Annotated in this window: 21 protein-coding genes and 4 tRNA genes; 10 read left to right on the top strand and 15 right to left on the bottom strand. The window is 72.2% G+C overall.

Features of this window, described 5'->3' with window-relative positions; translation table 11 throughout:
* Positions 1 to 10: 10 nt before the first annotated feature.
* Together IE95_RS0106885 and IE95_RS0106875 are read right to left on the bottom strand one after the other, a co-directional pair.
* Complete coding sequence (locus IE95_RS0106885) at positions 11 to 772, bottom strand: phosphatase PAP2 family protein (RefSeq protein WP_084689905.1); 762 nt, start codon at positions 770 to 772, stop codon at positions 11 to 13.
* Between the two features lie 403 nt (positions 773 to 1,175).
* Positions 1,176 to 1,751: a type 1 glutamine amidotransferase domain-containing protein gene (locus tag IE95_RS0106875; protein WP_030150893.1), complete on the bottom strand. Its 576-nt coding sequence runs from the start codon at positions 1,749 to 1,751 to the stop codon at positions 1,176 to 1,178.
* Positions 1,752 to 1,939: 188 nt separating this feature from the next.
* On the opposite strand from IE95_RS0106875, the gene orn reads away from it, so the two are divergent.
* Positions 1,940 to 2,626 carry an oligoribonuclease gene (gene orn, locus IE95_RS0106870; RefSeq protein ID WP_240666221.1) on the top strand — a complete coding sequence of 229 codons (687 nt, stop codon included), beginning with the start codon at positions 1,940 to 1,942 and terminating at the stop codon, positions 2,624 to 2,626.
* Between the two features lie 70 nt (positions 2,627 to 2,696).
* A tRNA-His gene (locus tag IE95_RS0106865) sits at positions 2,697 to 2,772 on the top strand.
* Positions 2,773 to 2,873: 101 nt separating this feature from the next.
* On the opposite strand, the gene IE95_RS0106860 is transcribed toward IE95_RS0106865, so the two are convergent.
* Entirely contained in the window at positions 2,874 to 3,392 is a 519-nt protein-coding gene (locus IE95_RS0106860; protein WP_030150891.1) for a hypothetical protein, read from the bottom strand.
* Between the two features lie 118 nt (positions 3,393 to 3,510).
* Between IE95_RS0106860 and IE95_RS0106855 the strand changes: the two genes are divergently transcribed.
* Both IE95_RS0106855 and IE95_RS0106850 read left to right on the top strand, forming a co-directional pair.
* Positions 3,511 to 4,917, top strand: coding sequence for an FAD-binding oxidoreductase (locus tag IE95_RS0106855; protein ID WP_051702855.1), 1,407 nt, complete (start codon positions 3,511 to 3,513; stop codon positions 4,915 to 4,917).
* Complete coding sequence (locus tag IE95_RS0106850) at positions 4,914 to 6,188, top strand: class I SAM-dependent methyltransferase (protein ID WP_030150889.1); 1,275 nt, start codon at positions 4,914 to 4,916, stop codon at positions 6,186 to 6,188. The genes IE95_RS0106855 and IE95_RS0106850 overlap by 4 nt, the downstream gene beginning before the upstream one ends.
* 49 nt (positions 6,189 to 6,237) lie before the next feature.
* Here the strand turns inward: IE95_RS0106850 and IE95_RS0106845 are convergent, their stop codons facing one another.
* Entirely contained in the window at positions 6,238 to 6,720 is a 483-nt protein-coding gene (locus IE95_RS0106845) for a hypothetical protein (RefSeq protein WP_030150888.1), read from the bottom strand.
* Between the two features lie 137 nt (positions 6,721 to 6,857).
* Entirely contained in the window at positions 6,858 to 7,250 is a 393-nt protein-coding gene (locus tag IE95_RS0106840) for a nuclear transport factor 2 family protein (protein WP_030150887.1), read from the bottom strand.
* A 293-nt stretch (positions 7,251 to 7,543) separates the two neighbouring features.
* Between IE95_RS0106840 and IE95_RS0106835 the strand changes: the two genes are divergently transcribed.
* Positions 7,544 to 8,020, top strand: coding sequence for a hypothetical protein (locus tag IE95_RS0106835; protein WP_030150886.1), 477 nt, complete (start codon positions 7,544 to 7,546; stop codon positions 8,018 to 8,020).
* 157 nt (positions 8,021 to 8,177) lie between these two features.
* On the opposite strand, the gene IE95_RS0106830 is transcribed toward IE95_RS0106835, so the two are convergent.
* Both IE95_RS0106830 and IE95_RS0106825 read right to left on the bottom strand, forming a co-directional pair.
* Entirely contained in the window at positions 8,178 to 9,098 is a 921-nt protein-coding gene (locus tag IE95_RS0106830; protein ID WP_030150885.1) for an ATP-grasp domain-containing protein, read from the bottom strand.
* A 65-nt stretch (positions 9,099 to 9,163) separates the two neighbouring features.
* Positions 9,164 to 10,210 carry an ABC transporter ATP-binding protein gene (locus tag IE95_RS0106825; protein ID WP_084689904.1) on the bottom strand — a complete coding sequence of 349 codons (1,047 nt, stop codon included), beginning with the start codon at positions 10,208 to 10,210 and terminating at the stop codon, positions 9,164 to 9,166.
* 68 nt (positions 10,211 to 10,278) lie between these two features.
* Between IE95_RS0106825 and IE95_RS0106820 the strand changes: the two genes are divergently transcribed.
* The 3 genes from IE95_RS0106820 to IE95_RS0106810 all read left to right on the top strand — a co-directional run bounded on the left by IE95_RS0106820 (position 10,279) and on the right by IE95_RS0106810 (position 12,813).
* The gene (locus IE95_RS0106820; RefSeq protein WP_084689903.1) at positions 10,279 to 11,040 is read left to right on the top strand and encodes an ABC transporter permease; all 762 of its coding nucleotides are present in this window, start codon (positions 10,279 to 10,281) and stop codon (positions 11,038 to 11,040) included.
* A complete protein-coding gene (locus IE95_RS0106815; protein WP_030150882.1) occupies positions 11,037 to 11,717 on the top strand; it encodes an ABC transporter permease in 681 nt (226 codons plus the stop codon). The genes IE95_RS0106820 and IE95_RS0106815 overlap by 4 nt, the downstream gene beginning before the upstream one ends.
* Before the next feature lie 85 nt (positions 11,718 to 11,802).
* Positions 11,803 to 12,813, top strand: coding sequence for a glycine betaine ABC transporter substrate-binding protein (locus IE95_RS0106810; RefSeq protein WP_030150881.1), 1,011 nt, complete (start codon positions 11,803 to 11,805; stop codon positions 12,811 to 12,813).
* A gap of 30 nt (positions 12,814 to 12,843) precedes the next feature.
* Here IE95_RS0106810 and IE95_RS0106805 read toward each other — a convergent pair whose 3' ends face one another.
* The 7 genes from IE95_RS0106805 to IE95_RS0106775 all read right to left on the bottom strand — a co-directional run bounded on the left by IE95_RS0106805 (position 12,844) and on the right by IE95_RS0106775 (position 18,132).
* Entirely contained in the window at positions 12,844 to 14,355 is a 1,512-nt protein-coding gene (locus tag IE95_RS0106805; protein WP_030150880.1) for a dihydrolipoyl dehydrogenase family protein, read from the bottom strand.
* A 59-nt stretch (positions 14,356 to 14,414) separates the two neighbouring features.
* Positions 14,415 to 14,993, bottom strand: coding sequence for an AAA family ATPase (locus IE95_RS0106800; protein WP_051702827.1), 579 nt, complete (start codon positions 14,991 to 14,993; stop codon positions 14,415 to 14,417).
* A gap of 61 nt (positions 14,994 to 15,054) precedes the next feature.
* The gene (gene trmB / locus IE95_RS0106795) at positions 15,055 to 15,792 is read right to left on the bottom strand and encodes a tRNA (guanosine(46)-N7)-methyltransferase TrmB (protein ID WP_030150878.1); all 738 of its coding nucleotides are present in this window, start codon (positions 15,790 to 15,792) and stop codon (positions 15,055 to 15,057) included.
* A 42-nt stretch (positions 15,793 to 15,834) separates the two neighbouring features.
* Complete coding sequence (locus IE95_RS0106790; RefSeq protein ID WP_030150877.1) at positions 15,835 to 17,136, bottom strand: TrpB-like pyridoxal phosphate-dependent enzyme; 1,302 nt, start codon at positions 17,134 to 17,136, stop codon at positions 15,835 to 15,837.
* A 346-nt stretch (positions 17,137 to 17,482) separates the two neighbouring features.
* Positions 17,483 to 17,558: transfer RNA gene (locus IE95_RS0106785), tRNA-Lys, on the bottom strand.
* Positions 17,559 to 17,637: 79 nt separating this feature from the next.
* Positions 17,638 to 17,713, bottom strand: a tRNA-Lys gene (locus IE95_RS0106780).
* Between the two features lie 110 nt (positions 17,714 to 17,823).
* Positions 17,824 to 18,132: a GroES family chaperonin gene (locus IE95_RS0106775; protein ID WP_338068425.1), complete on the bottom strand. Its 309-nt coding sequence runs from the start codon at positions 18,130 to 18,132 to the stop codon at positions 17,824 to 17,826.
* 202 nt (positions 18,133 to 18,334) lie between these two features.
* On the opposite strand from IE95_RS0106775, the gene bcp reads away from it, so the two are divergent.
* Together bcp and IE95_RS0106765 are read left to right on the top strand one after the other, a co-directional pair.
* Positions 18,335 to 18,814 (top strand): thioredoxin-dependent thiol peroxidase, encoded by a 480-nt coding sequence (gene bcp / locus IE95_RS0106770; RefSeq protein WP_030150875.1) that lies wholly within the window; start codon positions 18,335 to 18,337, stop codon positions 18,812 to 18,814.
* 61 nt (positions 18,815 to 18,875) lie between these two features.
* Positions 18,876 to 18,960 (top strand) — tRNA-Leu (locus tag IE95_RS0106765).
* Between the two features lie 13 nt (positions 18,961 to 18,973).
* Here IE95_RS0106765 and IE95_RS0106760 read toward each other — a convergent pair.
* On the bottom strand, positions 18,974 to 19,393 hold the full coding sequence (locus IE95_RS0106760) for a hypothetical protein (RefSeq protein WP_030150874.1): 420 nt from the start codon (positions 19,391 to 19,393) through the stop codon (positions 18,974 to 18,976).
* Positions 19,394 to 19,433 lie beyond the last annotated feature (40 nt).

Below are 19,433 nucleotides of genomic sequence, written 5' to 3'. Positions count from 1 at the left end.
TTCTTTAGAGTCAGGTAGACAGCTGGCTCTCCTGCCGCAGGTCGTGCAACCGGTCGATCACGACCACTCCCCCCAGTACCGCGACGGCCAGGCTCGCACCGGCCAGGACGTCCGTCACGAAGTGGTACCCGAGGTAGAGCCGGCTCCCTGCGACCACGACGATCACGACGACGCTCACCACGACCCACAGCGCGAACACGATCCGGCGCTGACGCCCCTCCTTCCACTGCCGCCACACGAGGTAGCCCCCGACGAGCACGAGGGTCGCCGCACCGATCGTGTGCCCCGACGGGAACGAGAAGCTGTGCTCGACGCCCGCGACGACCATCGCGGACTCGTCGGGTCGCGGCCGGGCGACGAGCGCCTTGAGGACCGTCGAGACGAGCGTCGAGGTGATCATCGCCCCGACGAGCAGCCCCGGCTCCCACCAGCGCCTGGTCGCGAGTCCCCACCACAGGCAGCCCACGGCCACGAGGATCGGCAGGACCACGGGCCCGAACATGGTGGTGACGAACGTCAGCACGGTCGTCGCGGTCGCGCTCCGGTGCGCGACCATCCACTCCAGCACCACGTCGTCGGTGAACCAGAGGTCGTCACGCTCGCGCACGGAGTCGTAGACGACCACGAACCCCAGGACGCCGATCACGATCAGGACCAGGCCCGGCAACGCGGCCACCAGCCGCGAGCGCCACACGTCCCGCCCGCCCGACGGCGCCGCCTCCCCCGCACTCAGGTCACCTCGGGCGCCGCGCGCCTCGTCGTCAGGGTTCATCCCGAGAGCCTAGGGAGAAAAAGGGGTGCGCCGCTCGGCGAGGAGGTGGAAGTGTGGCACCCATCACCGCGGTGGCGTCCGTCCGGTCAGTACCGGGCGGTGGAGGGCCCGGCCAGGTCCACGAATCCGACGTCACGAGAGACACCCACCATGCATCCCCAGCTCATGTACGACGTCGCCGACCTCGGCCGGCGCGAACAGCTCCAGGAGCAGACCCTCCGCCGCAGCTCGCTGCGCCGGGCGACGACGCGCCTCCCGGAGCACACCCGGCGATCCCGCCGACCCCGTCACACCGCATGACGCGGCTCGACCCTCCGGCGCCACCCGCCGACCGGGTTCCCGCACAGCGAAGGCCCTGACCCCTCACGGGAGCCAGGGCCTTCGTGCTGTCCGCGGGCTGGTGTCAGGCGTGCACTGCGCCGACAGCCAGGACGGCGTCGATCTCGCGCAGGAAGTCGGGGAGGTCGTCAGGATTGCGGGACGTCACGAGCGTCCACCCGCCGGCGTCGTCCCGGACCACGGACCGGTCCTCCCAGGTGCCGCCCGCGTTGCGCACGTCGGTCCGCAACGACGGGTAGGTCGTCAGGGTCCTGCCCTCGAGCACGCCCGCCTCGACGAGCACCCACGGACCGTGGCAGATGGCCGCGACCGGTCGGCCGGACGTCGTGAACGACGTCACGGCGGCGATCGCCGCGTCCTCGAGCCGCAGGGAGTCGGCGTTGAGCGTGCCGCCGGGGACGAGCAGCAGGTCGTAGCCCGCGGGGTCGACGTCCTGCAGCCGGAGCGTCGGCGGGACGGTGGTTCCCGGGTCCTTGTCACCCACGAGGGTCTCGACGGGGTCGATCGTCACGGCGGCGACGTCGACGTCCGCCCCGGCCGATCGCAGGTGCTCGAGCGGCACCACCAGCTCGTCCTGCTCGACGCCGTAGTTCGTCACGATCGCCAGGACGCGACGGCCCGCCAGGTCGGTCTCAGCCATGGTTGTCTCCTTCTCGTCGTCGTGGGAGCACCCGGGTGCGGTCGCACCCAGGTCCTCCTCGACCGTAGGTCGGGCACGTCCGGCTCGCAGCACGGACGTTCAGGACCTCGGCCCCGGCCCCCACGGCCTAGGCTGTGGGCGTGAGCCCTGTGAACACCAACGACCGCATCGTGTGGATCGACTGCGAGATGACCGGCCTCGACCTGGGTGCCGACGCGCTCATCGAGGTCGCCGCCGTCGTCACCGACTCCGAGCTGAACGTCCTGGGCGAGGGGGTCGATGTCCTCATCACCCCGCCGGACGAGGCGATCGAGCAGATGGGTGACTTCGTCCGCGAGATGCACACCACCTCGGGGCTGCTCGAGGAGCTGCCGGGCGGCACGACCATGGCCGACGCGCAGGCCCGTGTGCTGGAGTACATCCGCACCTGGGTGCCCGAGCCCGGCAAGGCCCCGCTCGCGGGGAACTCGGTCGGCACCGACAAGACGTTCCTCGAGCGGGACATGCCGGAGCTGGTCGGGCACCTGCACTACCGGATCGTCGACGTCTCCTCGATCAAGGAGCTCGCCCGCCGCTGGTACCCGCGGGTCTACTTCGCGTCCCCGGCCAAGACGGGCGGCCACCGCGCGCTGGGCGACATCCTCGACAGCATCGACGAGCTGCGCTACTACCGCGAGGCCCTGTTCGTGCCCCAGCCCGGCACGGACTCGCGGACCGCGAAGGCGATCGCCGAGCGGATCAAGGAGACGAGCGTCGGCACGACCCTCGGGACGATCGTCGCGCCCCCAGCAGAACCTGCCGCAGGAGCCGCCGCGGGAGCCCCGGCGGGCCCTGGTTCGGCGCCCGCCGGTGGCGAGGCCGAAAAGCTGTCCTGAGAGCCCTCAGAAACCAGGTACACTTTTCGACGGCTGCTAGAACGGTTCCTCGGAACTCGAGCAGGCCGTGGTGGGTATAGCTCAGCTGGTAGAGCACCTGGTTGTGGTCCAGGGGGTCGCGGGTTCAAGTCCCGTTACTCACCCCACGGGAAGAGGCTCCTCGCGTTCGCGCGGGGGGCCTCTTCTGCATTCTGCACCCTGCGAGCTCCTGGCGGCGGCTGTGATCCCGCTCACCGGTGGAGTCGGACTACCTGCGGACAGCCCGACCGAGTGGCCGCGCGGAGCGAAGGTCCTGGACGAGCCGAGGCGTGCTCGGCTGACGGACTGCGGCCGGGAGCTGCCGCACCGGGTAGGCCAGGCGGACCACGTAGTAGTTGACGTACTCGGCGGCTGCGAATCCCCAGACTCCGGCGACGAGCAGCATCACGGTGACGTCGCGGGGCCACCACACCACCACTCCGATCAGGCCGGCCGCCAAGGCGCCGGCGGTGAGGGCCCGGAGGGCGCGGTACGTCACTGCCACGGCTGCCGGCATCGGTGCTCGTCCGACCCAGGTGCGCGCCAGGAGCCAGTAGGTGCCCGCCTGCACGAGGACGAGGAGCAGAGGGACGAGCGCCGACCACAGTGCTGCCTGGTCGCGGGGGGCGGCGAGCCTGGGCGCCACGACGGTCAGCGCGGCCGTCGCGAAGACTCCCGCGGCGGCGAGCTCGCCGGTGCCGAGTCGCAGGTAGGCGCTTCGCAGCTCGTCCCGCCGTTGCTCCAACATGGCGGCACCGTAGCAGGGCGGCCCCTGAGAGCCTCTCACCGCCCCGCAAGGCCCGCGGCAGCGACGGTGATCCCGCTCACCGGTGGCGGCTCCGCCAACCTTCCCTACAGTGGGTGAGGTGTCAGCCCCCGCGAACACTGCCGTCCGTGGTGAGCACCAGCACGCGCAGGCCGTCGCCACGTTGGTGCGCTCCGCCTCTGCCGTCGACCCCGGCCGTCCTCTGCGCCTGGCGAAGCGGACGACGAACCTGTTCCGCCCCCGGCGCCCGTCCCCTGGTCCCGGCCTCGACGCGTCGGGCCTGACGGGGGTGATCTCGGTCGACGACGCCGCGGGCACGGCAGACGTGCAGGGCATGTGCACGTACGAGGACCTGGTCGCGGTGACGCTGCCGCACGGTCTGGTCCCGACCGTCGTCCCTCAGCTGCGCACGATCACGGTGGGCGGCGCCCTGGCGGGGCTCGGCATCGAGTCGAGCTCGTTGCGCAACGGCCTGCCGCACGAGGCGGTCCTCGAGATCGACGTCCTGACGCCGTCGGGCGAGCTCGTCACGGCCAGGCCCACGGGTGAGCACGCCGACCTCTTCCACGCGTTCCCCAACTCGTACGGGACCCTGGGGTACGCGACGCGCGTGCGGCTGCGCCTGGACCGGGCCGAGCCGTTCGTCGCGGTCCGCAACGTGCGCTTCGGGTCGGTCGCGGAGGTTGCTGCGGCGGTCGGCAAGATCGCGGCGGACGGCTCGTGGGAGGGGCAGCGGGTCGACTTCTGCGACGGCGTCCTGTTCGAGCCGGGCGAGGTGTACCTGTGCCTGGGCCGCTTCTCGTCACGCGAGGAGGCTCGGTCGCTCGCGCCCGCGCCGAGCGACTACACGGGGCAGCACATCTACTACCTGTCGGTGCGTGAACGTCCGCTCGACGTGCTGAGCACGCACGACTACCTGTGGCGCTGGGACACGGACTGGTTCTGGTGCTCGCGCGCGTTCGGGGTGCAGAACCCGGTGGTGCGCAGGCTGTGGCCGCGTCGGTGGCGACGCTCGGACGTCTACCGCCGGATCGTGGGCCTCGACGAGCGCCTGGACCTCACGGGCCGGCTCGCCGACCTTCGCCGTCGGCCGCGCGACGAGCGGGTGGTCCAGGACGTCGAGGTGCCGCTCGACCAGCTCGAGAGCTTCATGGCGTGGTTCACGGGCCACGTCCCCATGACGCCCGTGTGGTTGTGCCCGCTGCGGCTCGCCTCGCCCGAGCCGTGGCCGCTGTACCCGCTCGAACCGCACCGCGTGTACGTCAACGTGGGCTTCTGGGGCGGTGTCCCGATCGCCGAGGGCGGGCGCGACGGCGACGTGAACCGGCTGATCGAGATGGCGGTCGCGGTCCGGCACGGTCACAAGTCGCTCTACTCGACCTCGACGTACGGGCGCGAGACGTTCGACACCTTGTACGGCGGCGTCGACTACGCGGCCGTCAAGGACCGCTACGACCCGGCAGGGCGCACGCCGACGCTCTACGAGAAGGCGGTGCTGGGGGCATGACGCAGATCGCGGTGGCCGAGGTCCTCGACGAGCTGGCGGACGGCCCGCTGCCGTTCGGCTTCAGCGCGTACGACGGGTCGAGCGCGGGTCCGCCCGACGCCTCGTTCCACGTGCACCTGGCGAACGAGCGGGGCCTGCGCTACGTCGCGACCTCACCCGGCGGGCTGGGGCTCGGCCGCGCGTACGTCGCGGGCGACCTGCAGGTGGACGGGGTGCCGGGCGGCGACCCGTACCCGTTGCTCCGGGCTGCTGCCGACGGGCTGCGGCTGCGCCGTCCGAGCCCGGTCGAGGTGGCCCGGTGGGCGCGCGGTCTGGGCCTGGGCGTCCTGCGGCCTCCCGAGCCGCCTCCCGAGGAGCACCTGTCGCGCCTGCGCCGGCTCACCGAGGGGCTGCGGCACTCGCGGCAGCGGGACGCCGAGGCGATCAGCCACCACTACGACGTCTCGAACACGTTCTACGAGCACGTCCTGGGGCCGTCCATGACGTACACGTGCGCGTGCTTCCCCACGCCGCAGGCGACGCTCGAGGAGGCGCAGGAGCACAAGTACGCGCTGGTCGCGGGCAAGCTGGGGCTGCACCCGGGCATGCGGCTGCTCGACGTCGGGTGCGGATGGGGCGGCATGGTCCGGCACGCGGCGCGCGCCGGGGTGCGCGCACTGGGGGTCACGCTGTCCCGGCAGCAGGCCGAGTGGGCGCAGGCCCGGATCGAGGCCGAGGGGCTGGCGGACCTCGCGGAGGTCCGGTACGGCGACTACCGCGACGTGACCGACGGCGGCTTCGACGCCGTGAGCTCGATCGGGCTGACCGAGCACATCGGGGTCGCGAACTACCGTGCCTACTTCACGTTCCTCCAGGGGCGTCTGCGCGACGGCGGCCGTTTGCTCAACCACTCGATCACGCGCCCGACCAACACGGCCCGTCCCCGCGCGGGCGGCTTCATCGACCGGTACGTCTTCCCGGACGGCGAGCTCACGGGCTCGGGCCGGATCATCTCGACCATGCAGGACGTGGGTCTCGAGGTGCGGCACGAGGAGAACCTGCGCGAGCACTACGCGATGACGCTGCGCGAGTGGGGCGCGAACCTCACGCGGCACTGGGACGCGTGCGTGGCCGACGTCGGGATCGGCACGGCCCGCGTGTGGGGCCTGTACATGGCCGGCTCGCGGCTCGCGTTCGAGCGCAACGAGATCCAGCTCCACCAGGTGCTCGCGGTGCGCCCCGAGCCGGGCGGGGCGTCGGGCTTCCCGCTGCGCCCGGACTGGACCCCGTAGGCCCGACGGCGCCGCTCGCCGTGGGCGCTCGAGCACGGCGTGGCGAGGGTCAGGCGAGCGACGCTGGGCGCACGTGGACCCACAGGGTGCTCACCCAGCCCCACCCTCGCTCGGCCGCTTCACGGTCACGCCGGGCGACGAGCTCGACGTGCACGTCGCTCGGCGGTCCCCACGGCGAGGTCGGGTACGGGAGGTGGACGCGGTCGCTCGTGTCGGGTCCCTGGAGGAAGTGCTTCTCGCCGAGGACGTAGATCGACGGCGGCTCGTGCTCGTCGAGGACGAGGTCGAGAAGCTCGGGCCTGTCCTGTGGCGGGGCCTCGGACCCGGCCAGAGGTACGGCCAGGGCGACCCGGCAGTCGGCCGACAGTCCTCGCGTCGCCCTCAGGAGGGACTCGAGGACTCGGGGGACGTCATCGAGCCCGTCCCAGCCCTCGCCCAGCTCGTCGAGGTGCCGGGTGTCGAAGTGGTGGGGCGCCTGCCCTTCCTGGATGCGACCGACAGCGGTCCGCAGCCACGCGATCGTCTCGCTCATCGAGCCTTCCTGTTCGTCGCTCCTGCAGGCGCAAGCATGACAGCCCGCGTCCGCGGCTTCCAGGGGCATCCGCGGGGCGAGGCGGCGGCCGCAGCCCGACGGCGCAGAACGCCGAGGGTGCTCACGGCGGCCGTGCGTCAGGACCCGTCGCGGGCCGCCGTGAGGTGCGTGTGCGCGCACCGCCACCCGTCGGCGCCCCGGACGAACACGTCGGTGATCCACTCGTCGGAGGTGAACGCCTGGCCCTGGTAGTGGCCGGTGTTGGCGCCGCGGCCGACGAGCACGGCGACGTCGCCCAGCAGGCGGACGCTGCCGGTGATCTTGCTCATCGACTCGTGCGTGAGGTCGCCTGATCGCACGAGGGTCAGGAAGTCCTCCCGGGACGTGGTGCCGTCCTCGCCGACGATCAGCCAGTCGTCGGTCATGAACCGGCCGATCGCGTCGGCGTCGTTGGCCACGATGGCGTGCCCCCAGTCCGCCTCGACGGCTTCCAGCTCGCCCTGCAGGTCGTGGTCGGCGTCGTGTCCCATGCCACCCTCCTGGCGTTCACGGACCCGTTGCGGAGGACCGCTCGGGACCTTCGTCCCGGGCCCGGAGAACCTTCGGCCCTACGCGTCGGAACGGTTCGGCGGGCCGCTTCTCCCGAGAGTGACACTCTGTCATCTCCACGTGACGGAGGCCACAGATTCTCGCTTGTGAAGGCGTTCACAAGGTCTGTAGGGTCGACTTATCGAAGCGCTCCCAGCATAGGGATCGCAACGAAGTTCGAACCTTTCGCACCTCATCTCAGGTCGCCTCGACCTCTTCTTCTGGGAGTCACACCATGAGCACCAGCACCGCTGGCCCCGCCCGCTCCGTCCGCCTCATCGGCCTCGTCACGATGATCGCAGGCCTCGTGCTGCTGCTCGCCGGCGCAGCCACCTGGGCCACCATCAGCTCGCAGCTGGCCGCCGAGAAGATCACGGTCTCCGAGGACGCCTCGATGCTCGCCGGCTCGCCGGTCCGGGGCCCGTTCAGCGCCTACGCCCAGGCAGAGGTCATCAACGAGCACGCGCTCGCCATGAGCGAGGGCAAGACCTACGCAGAGCTCGACAAGGAAGACCCGACCCGTGCCACGGTCATGAACGGCTCGTTCCTGCGCGCCTCGCTCTTCACCTCGGTCGTGTCCTACGGTGTCAGCGCGCTGGTCATGGGCCTCGGTGTCCTGTTCGGTCTCCTCGGCTACGCACTGCGCCGCATCGGAGCAGCCCCCGCACTGAGCGCCGGCACCGCGACCACCCCTGAGGTCGTCAACGCCTGACGCAGCGGCGCAGCAGCACCAGCACGACCAGCTCGGCAGATCACCCGGCAAGAATCTCCCGGCATGGTGAAGGCCCGACGAGCAACCGCTCGTCGGGCCTTCATCACGTCCGGGGTCGGGGCGCCGTGACGTGCGCCCGCCTGACGAGGGCGGGCGGTCAGGCCTCGGGGCTCGCCGCGAGCCGCCGTGCCACCGCGTCCGCGAAGCGGTCGAGCGAGCCCTTGCCGAGCGAGAAGAAGAGCGAGGGCTCGGTGAGCTCGGCCTCGATGACCATGGGGGCGCCGTCGTCCCCGTTCACCAGGTCGACCCGTGCGTAGAGGTTGGGCTCCTGCCCGGGGACTGCCTGCGCCGCGACCGCGAGCGCCTGCTCGGCGACCGCGAGCTGCTCGGGGCTCGCCTCGAAGCGGCTCATCTCCTCCTGCTTGTACAGGCCCTGGGTAGGCCGGTGCGGTCCGGTGAGCAGCGCGTTCTTGCGCACGGCGTGCGAGAACTCGCCGTCGATGAAGACGAGCCCGGTCTCCCCCGCGGTGTCGACGCTGCGGACGTACGGCTGGACCATGACCTGGCGGCCGGAGGCCAGGAGGTTCTTGGCGTGCTGGATCGCGAGGCCGCGCGAGTGCGCCTCACCGGACTGGTAGCGCCCGGTGTCCTTGGCCCCGGCGCTCACGACGGGCTTGATGACGAAGTCGCCCTGCGCGGGCAGTCGCGTGTGGATGGCGCGCGAGGACAGGTTCTGGCTCGGGTCGAGCCAGAGCGTCGGGATGACGGGTACGCCCTGCTCCTCGAGCTCCTTGAGATAGCGCTTGTCGGTGTTCCAGCTGATGACGGCGGCGGGGTTGAGCACACGACCGGCGCGCTCCGCCCACTCGACGAACTCGTCGCGGCGCGGCGCGTAGTCCCAGGCGGAGCGTACGACGACCGCGTCGAACGACGACCAGTCGACCGACTCGTCGTCCCACACCGACGGCACGGCCTCGATGCCCCGGGCGACGAGGGCGCCCACGAGGGGGGCGTCGTCGGGGTCGAGCCGGGGCAGGACGGAGCAGGTGGCGAGGGCGATGCGCGCGGTGGTGGTCACGCGTACGAGCCTAGACGTCCCGCGCGCACCGTACACGCGCGGGCGGTGAGATCTCCGTCGCGCCGCTAGACCGCGGCGGCGTCCGCGGTGCGCCGCAGGGCGGTGAGGATCCCGTCCGCGGTGAGGGTCCCGACGACGTCGCCCGCGTCGTCAGCGACGGGCACCCGGCCCATCGCGGAGCCGGGCAGCGCCGCGATCGCCTCGAAGGCGACGGACAGCGGCGCGCCCAGGCGGATGGGGTCGGGGGCAGGTGCCGAGATGAGGTCGACGCTCTCGAGGTCTGCGCGCTGCACCATGGCGAGCCCGAGCATGCGGACCGGCGCGCCCTCTCCGATGAACTCGCGCACTGCGTCGCTCGCGGGGTGGGCCAGGACGGTCAGGGGCTCGGCGAGCTGTTCGAGGTGCCCGCCGAAGCTGAAGACCGCGATGCGGTCGGCGAGGTGGACGGCCTCGTCGATGTCGTGCGTCACGAACAGGACCGTGGTCCCGAGCTCGCGCTGGATGCGCCGGAACTCGGACTGGAGCCTTCGGCGCCCGGCGGGGTCGACGGCGCCGAAGGGCTCGTCCATGAGCAGGACCGGTGGATCGGTCGCGAGGGCCCGGGCCACGCCGACGCGTTGACGCTCGCCGCCCGAGAGCTCGTGCGGGTAGCGCTTGGCATAGGTGTCGGGGGCCAGGCCGACGAGCTCGAGCAGCTCGCCGACCCGTGAGCGGGTTCGTGCCTTGTCCCAGCCGAGCAGGCCAGGGACGGTCGCGACGTTCTGCGCGACGGTGCGGTGCGGGAACAGGCCGACGTTCTGGATCACGTACCCGATGCGACGCCGCAGGGCCACGGGGTCGCCCTGCGTGATGTCCTCGCCGCGCAGCAGGATGCGCCCGGCCGAGGGTTCGACGAGACGGTTGGTCATGCGCAGCGTCGTGGACTTGCCGCAGCCGGACGGCCCGACGAGCGCGAGCATCTCGTGCTCGCGCACGCTCAGGGACAGGTCGCCCACGGCGACGGTCCCGTTCGGGTACTCCTTGCGGACACCGTCGAACTCGATGACCGTCTCGTCGGTGATCGTCGGGAATGCTGGGGTGGCCTCGGTGGTGCCGGTCGGGGTGCTCGCCATGCCCCGACGCTACCCGGCGCACCACCCCGTCGCGCGAGCGGTGGGCGGCTCGGGATAGGTTCGACGGCATGCCACCCAACCCGTGGTTCTCGTGGAGCTACGTCCAGAACAACTGGGGAGAGATCTCCCAGGCGCTCGTCGAGCACACGACGATCACCCTCCAGGCCGTGCTCATCGCGCTGGTCATCGCCCTGCCGCTCGCGGCGCTCGCGCACCGTGTGCGCTGGCTCGCCGTCCCCGTGCTCGGGACGACCGGCGTCATGTACACGATCCCCTCGCTCGCGCTGTTCTCGATCCTCGTCCCGTTCACGGGGATCGGCCGGACCCCCGTGCTCATCGGTCTCGTGATGTACGCCCTGCTCATCCTGGTGCGCAACATCCTGGTGGGCCTGCAGGGCGTCGACCCGGACGTGCGCGACGCGGCCAAGGGCCTGGGCTACGGGCCCACGCGACTGCTGGCCTCGGTCGAGATCCCGAACGCGCTGCCGAGCATCATGACCGGCGTGCGGCTCGCGACCGTCTCGACCGTGGCGCTCGTCACGGTCGGGTTCGTGGCAGGGTTCGGCGGGCTGGGCACCCTGATGTTCCGCGGCTTCCGGTCGAGCTACAACGCCCAGATCATGACGGCGACGCTCCTGTGCCTGCTGCTGGCGGTCGTGCTCGACCTGCTGCTCCTGCTCCTGGGTCGGGTCCTGACCCCGTGGTCGCGCACCCGGGCGCCGGGCTCGGCAGACCGCTCGGCAGACCGCTCGACGGACCGCTCCGGACGGGGCGCGGATGAGGCGGCGGTCGCGCAGGCGGCCGAGGCGGCGAGCGAGCGGACCGCATGAACGTCGTCCAGGAAGCCCTGACGTGGCTCAACGACCCGCTCAACTGGACCGGCCCCGACGGGCTGCTGGTCCGCACGGGCGAGCACCTGGAGATGACCGCGGTCGCGGTCCTCCTGGCCGCCCTGATCGCGCTGCCCGCGGGCATCTGGCTCGGCCACTCGGGCAAGGGCGCAGGGCCGACGATCGTGATCGTCAACACCTCGCGCGCGCTGCCGACGTTCGGGATCCTGCTGATCCTCGCGGCGGGCGGGCTGTTCGGGGACCGGGCCGCGGTCATCTCGGCCGTGATCTTCGCGATCCCGCTCATCCTCGCGAACGCCTACACGGGCGTCGCCGAGGTCGACCCCGACGTCAAGGACGCGGCGCGCGGCATGGGCATGAGCTCGCAGCGCTCGCTGTGGCTCGTCGAGGTCCCCCTCGCGGTGCCGCTGGTCGCGGCCGGACTGCGGACGGCGATCGTGCAGGTCATCGCGGTGCTGACGCTCGCGGCGTTCGTGGGCGGCGGAGGGCTCGGCGTGCCTCTGCGGGTCGGCTTCTCCAACCAGCGCTACGGGCAGGTCCTCGCGGTGGGCGTCGTGATCGCGGTGCTGTGCCTCGTCGTCGACGCGGTCCTCGCGCTCGTCCAGCGGGCTGTGACCCCCGCACCGCTGCGGGTGAGGGCGCGCACCGTCCGCTGAGGGGCCCTCGGGTTGCCGGGGCCTCCCCTCAGGGGTGGAATGGGGTGTTCGTGCGAGCCGACGACCCGAGAGGCACCTGACACCCATGTCACGGCGATCCACCACTTTCCGCTCCCTGACCGCTTCCGCTCTCCTCGTCGTCGCTCTCGCGGCGTGCGGTGAGGCCGGTTCCTCCGGCACCGAGGCGTCCGGGGGTTCCACGTCGACCGCGAGCGGCACGGTGTGCGAGCCCGTCGCGGGCGACGCGCTCGTCGTCCTCGAGGACGACGAGAACCTGCAGACCGTCGACAACATCATCCCGGCGGCCAACGCGGCCGCCGTCGCGGACCAGCCGGCCGTGCTGGAGCTGCTCGACACCGTGTCCGCGGCGCTCGACACCGACAAGCTCATCGCGCTCAACAAGGCCGTCGACGTGGACCGGCAGACGTCCTCGCAGGCCGCGGCGAAGTTCGTCGAGGACGAGGGCCTCGCGGCGACGTCGACCCCGGGGACCGGTACGTCGCTCGTCGTGGGCGCGGCCAACTTCTCCGAGAGCACGACGCTCGCCGAGATCTATGCCGCGGTCCTGCGCTCGGGCGGCTACGACGTCACGGTGCAGACCGTCGACGCGCGCGAGACGTACCTGCCTGCGCTCGTCTCGGGCCAGCTCAGCGTGTTCCCCGAGTACGTGGGGACGCTCACCGAGTTCCTCAACAAGGAGCTCAACGGCGCTGACGCCGAGCCCCTCGCGAGCGGGGACCTCGACTCCACCGTGACCGCGCTGCGCGATCTCGGGACGCAGAAGGGCCTGACGTTCGGCGAGCCGTCGGCAGCCCAGGACCAGAACGCGTTCGCCGTCACGACGGCCTTCGCCGAGGAGCACGACGTGACGACGCTCAGCGACCTCGCCGAGGCCTGCCCCGGCGGTGTCACGCTCGGCGCCGGGCCGGAGTGCCCCGAGCGCGCGTTCTGCCAGCCTGGTCTCGAGGAGACCTACGGCCTGAACATCACGAACTTCGTGAACCTCGACGTGGGTGGGCCGCTGACGAAGTCGGCGCTCCTCCAGGGCGAGATCGCGCTCGGCCTCGTGTTCTCCTCGGACGGCCAGCTCGGCTGACCGAGCAGGCGGCCGCTCGGGGCCCCGCGGCTACAGGCCGTAGGTCTCGAGCAGCCGTAGCCAGACCTCGCTGATCGTCGGGTAGGCGGGCACAGCGTGCCACAAGCGTGCAAGCGGCACCTGCCCGACGATCGCGACGGTCGCGGCGTGCAGCATCTCCGCCGCGTCCGGGCCGACGAACGTCGCGCCCACGACGACCTGCCGGTCGGTGTCGACCACGATCTGCGCGGTCCCCTCGTAGCCCTCGGCCACGAGCACGGCCCCGGACACCGAGCCGAGCTTGTACGACACCGCCTTGACCGTGAGCCCCGCCTTCCTGGCCTCGGCCTCGGTCATCCCCACCGACGCGACCTCGGGACGGGAGAACAAGACCTGGGTCTTGGCGCCGTGGTCGGCGGTCGCGGCGTAGCGGCTCCAGGGCTCGGGGGTCTCACCGTCCGCCCCTGCCGCCGCAGCCTCCCCCGGCTTCGCCCTCCCGAACCTCGCCGCGACCACGTCGCCCACGACGCGTCCCTCGTACTTGCCCTGGTGCGTGGTCGCCACGCGTCCGGTCACGTCGCCGCACGCGAACAGCCAGCCACCCTCGACGCCCTGGACCTCGAGCTGGTCGTCGACCGCGAGCGCCTTCCCGGGCTCGAGCCCGAGGACGTCGATCCCCAGGTCCGCGGTGCGCGGCACGCGGCCCGTCGCGACGAGCACCTGCGCCGCCGCGACCGACCCCTTGCCCTGCGGGCCGTCGTACGCGAGGCGCGCTCCGCCGTCGGGCAGGGACGACGCTCCCGTGACGCTCACGCCCAGGCGCACGTCCACGCCGATCGCCTTCAGGCCGGCCGCGACGGCCTCGCCCGCGAAGGGCTCCGAGCGCCCGAGCAGTCGTCCGCGCGAGAGCAGCGTGACCTTCGACCCGAGGTCGCGGAACGCCGTCGCCATCTCGACGCCCACGACTCCCCCGCCCAGGATCACGATCGAGGTCGGGACGTCCTGGACGCTCGTGGCCTCGCGGCTGCTCCACGGGTCGGTCTCGGCGAGGCCCGGGGTGTCGGGCAGGACGGGCACGCTGCCCGTCGCGACGACCACGGCGTGCCGCGCGGCGAGCAGGCGGGTCTCGGGGAGGTCGTCGACGTCGGCGTCGGGGTCCTCGGGGCTGACCTCGACGAGCTTGGTCCCGACGAGCCGGCCCAGGCCGCGCACGAGCGTGATGCCCGCGCCGTCGAGCCACTGGACCTGCCCCGAGTCGTCCCAGTGCGAGACCATCTCGTCACGGCGCGCGAGGATCGGCGCGGAGTCGAGCACCGGGTCGGCCTGGACGCCGGGGACCGCGCGCGCGGCCGCGAGCGCCGCGCCCGGACGCAGCAGCGCCTTGGACGGCATGCACGCCCAGTACGAGCACTCGCCGCCGACGAGCTCGGCCTCGACCACGGCGACGCTCAGCCCGGTGCGGCTCGCGCGGTCGGCAGCGTTCTCACCGACGGGCCCACCGCCGATCACGATCACGTCGTAGGTCTCGTCCGGGGTGGCCTGGGTGCGTGGGTCGGTGCTCATGCCTCCCATCGTGACCCGGACCTCGCGCGGTTGCCCGCCGGGCGGGGTGGACGCCCGCCTCAGGTCACGTCGTCGACACGGGCCTCGTCGAGGCGGTCGAGGATCTGCGCGACCGTCTCGGCGACGGTCCACCCGGTCGTGTCGAGGTGCAGGCCGCCCGGGGTCTCGCGCGCGGCCGCAGCGAACTCGTCGGGGGTCCACGCGCCGTAGGCCTGCTTGTGCCGGGCGGCGTCCCGCGCGGCGAGGGCCGCAGCACTGGGCACCAGCACGACGGCGTAGCGCGGCCGGGTGCGCAGGCTTGCCGTGAAGCGGGCCAGGTCGGGCCCCAGCAGGATGTCCTGGACCACGGCCGTGATCCCCGCGGCCGCGTACGTGTCGGCGGTGCGGGCCGCGAGCACGTGGCGCAGGTCGAGCTGGGAGCGGGCCCGCGCCGAGAGCGGCGGGTCCATCGACGCCTGCCCGCTCACCACGAAGCGGCGGAACATGTCGCCGCGCACGTGCGACGCGAGAGGGAAGGACCGGGCCAGGGCCTGCGCGACCGTCGACTTCCCGGAGGCCATCGCCCCCGTGACGACGAGGACGGGAGCGGACGCGCCGGCGGGAGCGGCGCCGTCGGGCAGCGGGGTCTCAGGGGGCATGCCCGGACCCTAGGACGTGCGGCGGGCCGGACGCGAGCGGATTGTCGGGCGCTCGGCGACCTCAGACCCGGCGGAACTCCAGGTCCGTGATGACCCGGCCCGCAGCACGGCCCTTGTTCTCGAAGCTCGTGAGCACGCGCCCCTCGAAGCGCGGCGCGACCGCCCCGACCCCGTGGACGTTCTCGAACGACGGGTCCGCGCCGACGACCTCCAGCATCTGGTCCGCGTACTCGGCCCAGTCGGTCGCGAGCCGCCACGTCCCCCCGGGACGGACGACCCGGGCGGCGAGCCGCGCGAGCTCGGGCGTCACGAGGCGGCGCTTGTGATGGCGCGCCTTGTGCCAGGGGTCGGGGAAGAAGATCCAGAGCTCGTCGACCGAGCCCTCGGGCAGCGTCGTCGTCAGGACCTCGGCCGCGTTCGCCTGCACCAGGCGCAGGTTCGTCAGCCCGCGCTGCGCCGCCCGCAGCACCGTCTGGGCGAGGCCCGGCGTGTAGACCTCGACGGCCAGGAAGTCACGTCCCGGGGTGGACTCGGCCGCGTTGACCACGGCCTCCCCCAGACCCGACCCGACCTCCACCACGAGAGGCGCCGTCCGCCCGAAGGTCGCTGCGACGTCGAGCACGTGGGCCGGGTCGACGGACGTACGCGCGACCGCCCGCGGGACGTCCAGGACGAACTGGTCGGCGTGGTCGTCCCACGCGCGCTGCTGGCGGGCGTTGAGGCGGCCGCTGCGGCGGACGAAGGACACGATGTCGGTACGGAAGCCCTGCTCGCGGGCCTCGGAGAGGGTCTCGGGCACCCGCCCAGTCTAGGCGGGCGCCCGAGACCCCCGCGCGCAGCGTCAGACGTACTGCGCGTACGCCGGCAGGTCGAGCTGACCGTTGCCCGACAGCCCGATCACGACGACCTCGGGCTCGGTGAGCGTGCGCGCGTACGCGATCGCCGCCGCGACCGCGTGCGTCGACTCCGGTGCCGGGACGATGCCCTCCGACCGGGCGAACTCCAGCCCCGCCCGGAACGCCTCGTCCTGGTCGATCGCGACCGCGTCCATGAGCCCCAGGTTCACGGCGTGCGACACCATGGGCGACATGCCGTGGTACCGCAGGCCGCCCGCGTGGATGGCCGGCGGCACGAAGTCCTTGCCCAGCGTGTGCATCTTCAGCAGCGGCGTGAGCCCCGCGACGTCACCGTGGTCGTAGCGGTACTCGCCCCGCGTGAGCGACGGGCACGCCGAGGGCTCGCACGCGACGAGCCGCGTCGTCGTCCCCTCGCGCAGGTTGCGCCCCAGGAACGGGAACGTGAGACCCGCGAGGTTCGACCCTCCGCCCGCGCACCCGAACACGACGTCGGCGACCGGCTCCCCCGCCTCCTCGAGCTGGACCAGGGCCTCCTGCCCGATGACCGTCTGGTGCAGCATCACGTGGTTGAGCACGCTGCCCAACGAGTAGTGCGCCTGCGGGTCCTGCGCCGCGACCTCGACGGCCTCGCTGATCGCCATGCCGAGCGAGCCCGTCGTGTCCGGGTCGCTCGCGAGGATCGCACGGCCCGACGCCGTCAGCTCCGAGGGCGACGAGTGGCACACGCCACCGTAGGCCTCCATCTGGAAGCGGCGGTACGGCTTCGACTCGTACGACGCCCGCACCTGCCACACCTCGCACGTCAGCCCCAGGAGCGCCGCCGCCATCGAGAGCGACGCCCCCCACTGCCCCGCGCCCGTCTCGGTCGTGAGCCGCGTCGTCCCCTCCATCGCGTTGTAGTAGGCCTGCGCGATCGCCGTGTTCGGCTTGTGCGACCCGACCGGGCTCACGCCCTCGTACTTGTAGTAGATCCGGGCAGGCGTCCCGAGCGCGCGCTCCAGGCGGTGCGCGCGGATGAGCGGCGCCGGCCTCCACATCGCGTAGATCTCACGGATCGTCTGCGGGATCTCGATGTAGCGCTCGGTGCTGACCTCCTGCTCGATCAGCGCCAGGGGGAACAACGGGGCCAGGTCGGCGGGCACCAGGGGCTCGAGCGTGCCCGGGTGCAGGTGCGGCGGGACCGGCTCGGGCAGGTCCGCGTTCAGGTTGTACCAGTGCGTCGGGACGGTGGAGGGGACCTCGACGCCGAGCGGCTCGAGCGAGCGAGCGGTCGAAGCGGCGGGCACCGGGGGCGCCGCCGGTACCGCGGGAGCTGCGGGCGCCGCGGGCGCCGGGGTGGGGAGGGGGGACGTCGTCAAGGAACTCTCTCCTTCGCGGATGGGCACGTGCGGGGGGCACGTTCCGGGCGATCCACTCCGGGAGACCTGCTGGACCGCCCGTCGTCGGGCTCGGTCAGCACGCCACAGCGTCCGACCGTCAGCGGTCGGGCCACCAGGTGTGTGCGGTGAGCAGGTTCACGGGCAGACCATAGCCCGCCGGGTGGCGGATTGTGAAGCGCGTCTCACGGACGGCCGCGCGCCGGGGACGACGAAGGCCCCTCCCCGCGTCTACGCAGGTGAGGGGCCTTCGTGGTGGTGCGCCATCATGGACTCGAACCATGAACCCGCTGATTAAGAGTCAGCTGCTCTGCCAATTGAGCTAATGGCGCCTGGTGGTGCTGGTCGTGCGGTGCTGCCAGGTCCGCCGCTGCGGACGTCACGACGGCCCCGTCTCCGGGGCCGTGATCGTGGTGCGCCATCATGGACTCGAACCATGAACCCGCTGATTAAGAGTCAGCTGCTCTGCCAATTGAGCTAATGGCGCGCGAGAAGAAACACTACTGAACCGGCCCCCCGGAGACAAATCAGGGGGCCGGGCAGGGCTGTGACCTGCACGACAACCCGCTGCGCGGGCCGCCGTCCGCACCGCGCGTGCTACAGGTACAGCCCCGTCTTGCCGCTCGTCTCCTCGGGCTGCGAGACCGCGCTGACGTCCTTCTCGCGCAGCAGCACGAAGCTCTTGCCGTTCAGCTCGACCTCTGCGCGCTCCTCGGGGTCGAACAGCACGCGGTCGCCCCGGCTCACGTGCCGCACGTTCTCGCCCGTCGCGACGACCTGCGCCCACGCGAGCCGCTTGGGCCCGACGGCCGTCGCGGGGATCACGAGCCCTGCCGAGGACTGCCGCTCGGACGAGTCGACCTCGGGCAGGACGAGGAGGCGGTCGTGCAGCATGCGCAGCGGCAGGCGCTCGGGCTCGCTGCCCGACGGCGTCGCGCACGTCGCCGAGGTCTTCTTCCGGGAGGTGGTGGCCGGGGACGCGGCGGGCTCGGGGTGTGCGTCCGGCTCGGGGGCGTCGTGCGGGGTGGGGGTCGTCGTGCTCACGGTCCCCACGCTACCGGTGTCCTCTAGGCTCGGTGTGAACCACGAACGCACCACGAGGAGTTCCATGAGCACGCGCCTTGCCGTCGGGGACGACGCCCCCGACTTCACCCTGCCGACCGCCGACGGCGGTTCCGTGACGCTGTCCGACCTGCGCGGCAGCTCGGTCATCGTCTACTTCTACCCCGCGGCCTCGACGCCCGGCTGCACCAAGGAGGCGTGCGACTTCCGCGACTCGCTCGCGTCGCTCCAGGGCGCGGGCTACAAGGTGGTCGGCATCTCGCCCGACGCGCTGCCCAAGCTCGTGAAGTTCGCCGAGGCGGAGGCGCTGACGTTCCCGCTCGCGTCCGACGAGTCCAGGCAGACGCTCGAGGCGTACGGGGCGTGGGGCGAGAAGAAGCTCTACGGCAAGACCGTGACGGGCGTGATCCGCTCGACCGTCGTCGTCGACCCCGACGGCAAGGTCGCCCTCGCGCAGTACAACGTCAAGGCGACGGGCCACGTGGCCAAGCTGCGCCGTGACCTGGGGATCGACCCCAAGAAGTAGGTCGCCCGGCCTGCGAGCCGCCGACCGGTGCACCCCTCGCGCGCCCGTAGACTGTGCGGGCGCGCGAGTGGCGTAATTGGCAGCCGCGCCAGGTTTAGGTCCTGGTGTCTTCGGACGTGCGGGTTCGAGTCCCGCCTCGCGCACCACGGTCGGTGAAGGTCAGCCGACCGGCACGTCGATCGTCCCGGGCACCAGTCCCGGCTTCTTCTCGGCGCAGTCGGTGTCCGGGTCCAGGCCCCATCCCTTGACCTGGACCGCGTCACCGGCGCACCCGACGAGCGTCCGGTCCCCGAGCGGTTCCTCGAGCTCGACCGTCGTGAGCCGGACCCCGAAGTCCTCGCTGCACGCTCCCCTGGTCCGCTGGACGAAGGCCCGGACCTCGACGCGCCGGGCCCCCTCCTCGACCTCGATGCCGTCGGCGTCGGTGCACGTGCTGCCGCCGGCGTAGACCCCCAGATCGAGCGACGCACCCTCCTCGGACACCAGGATCCACTCGACCTGCTGTCGTGGGGGCGTGCCCAGACCGCACCCGACGAGCGTCCCCGAGCCGACCGCGCACACGACGGCTCCTGCGACCACCCGACCGATCAGGCCCGGTCCCCTCCGCACGGGCCTTCGC

The organism is Oerskovia turbata (assembly GCF_000718325.1).
In the GTDB taxonomy this organism is placed as follows: domain Bacteria; phylum Actinomycetota; class Actinomycetes; order Actinomycetales; family Cellulomonadaceae; genus Oerskovia; species Oerskovia turbata.
Note: the sequence above shows the minus strand (reverse complement) of the source record. Positions and strands in the feature narration are given on the sequence as shown.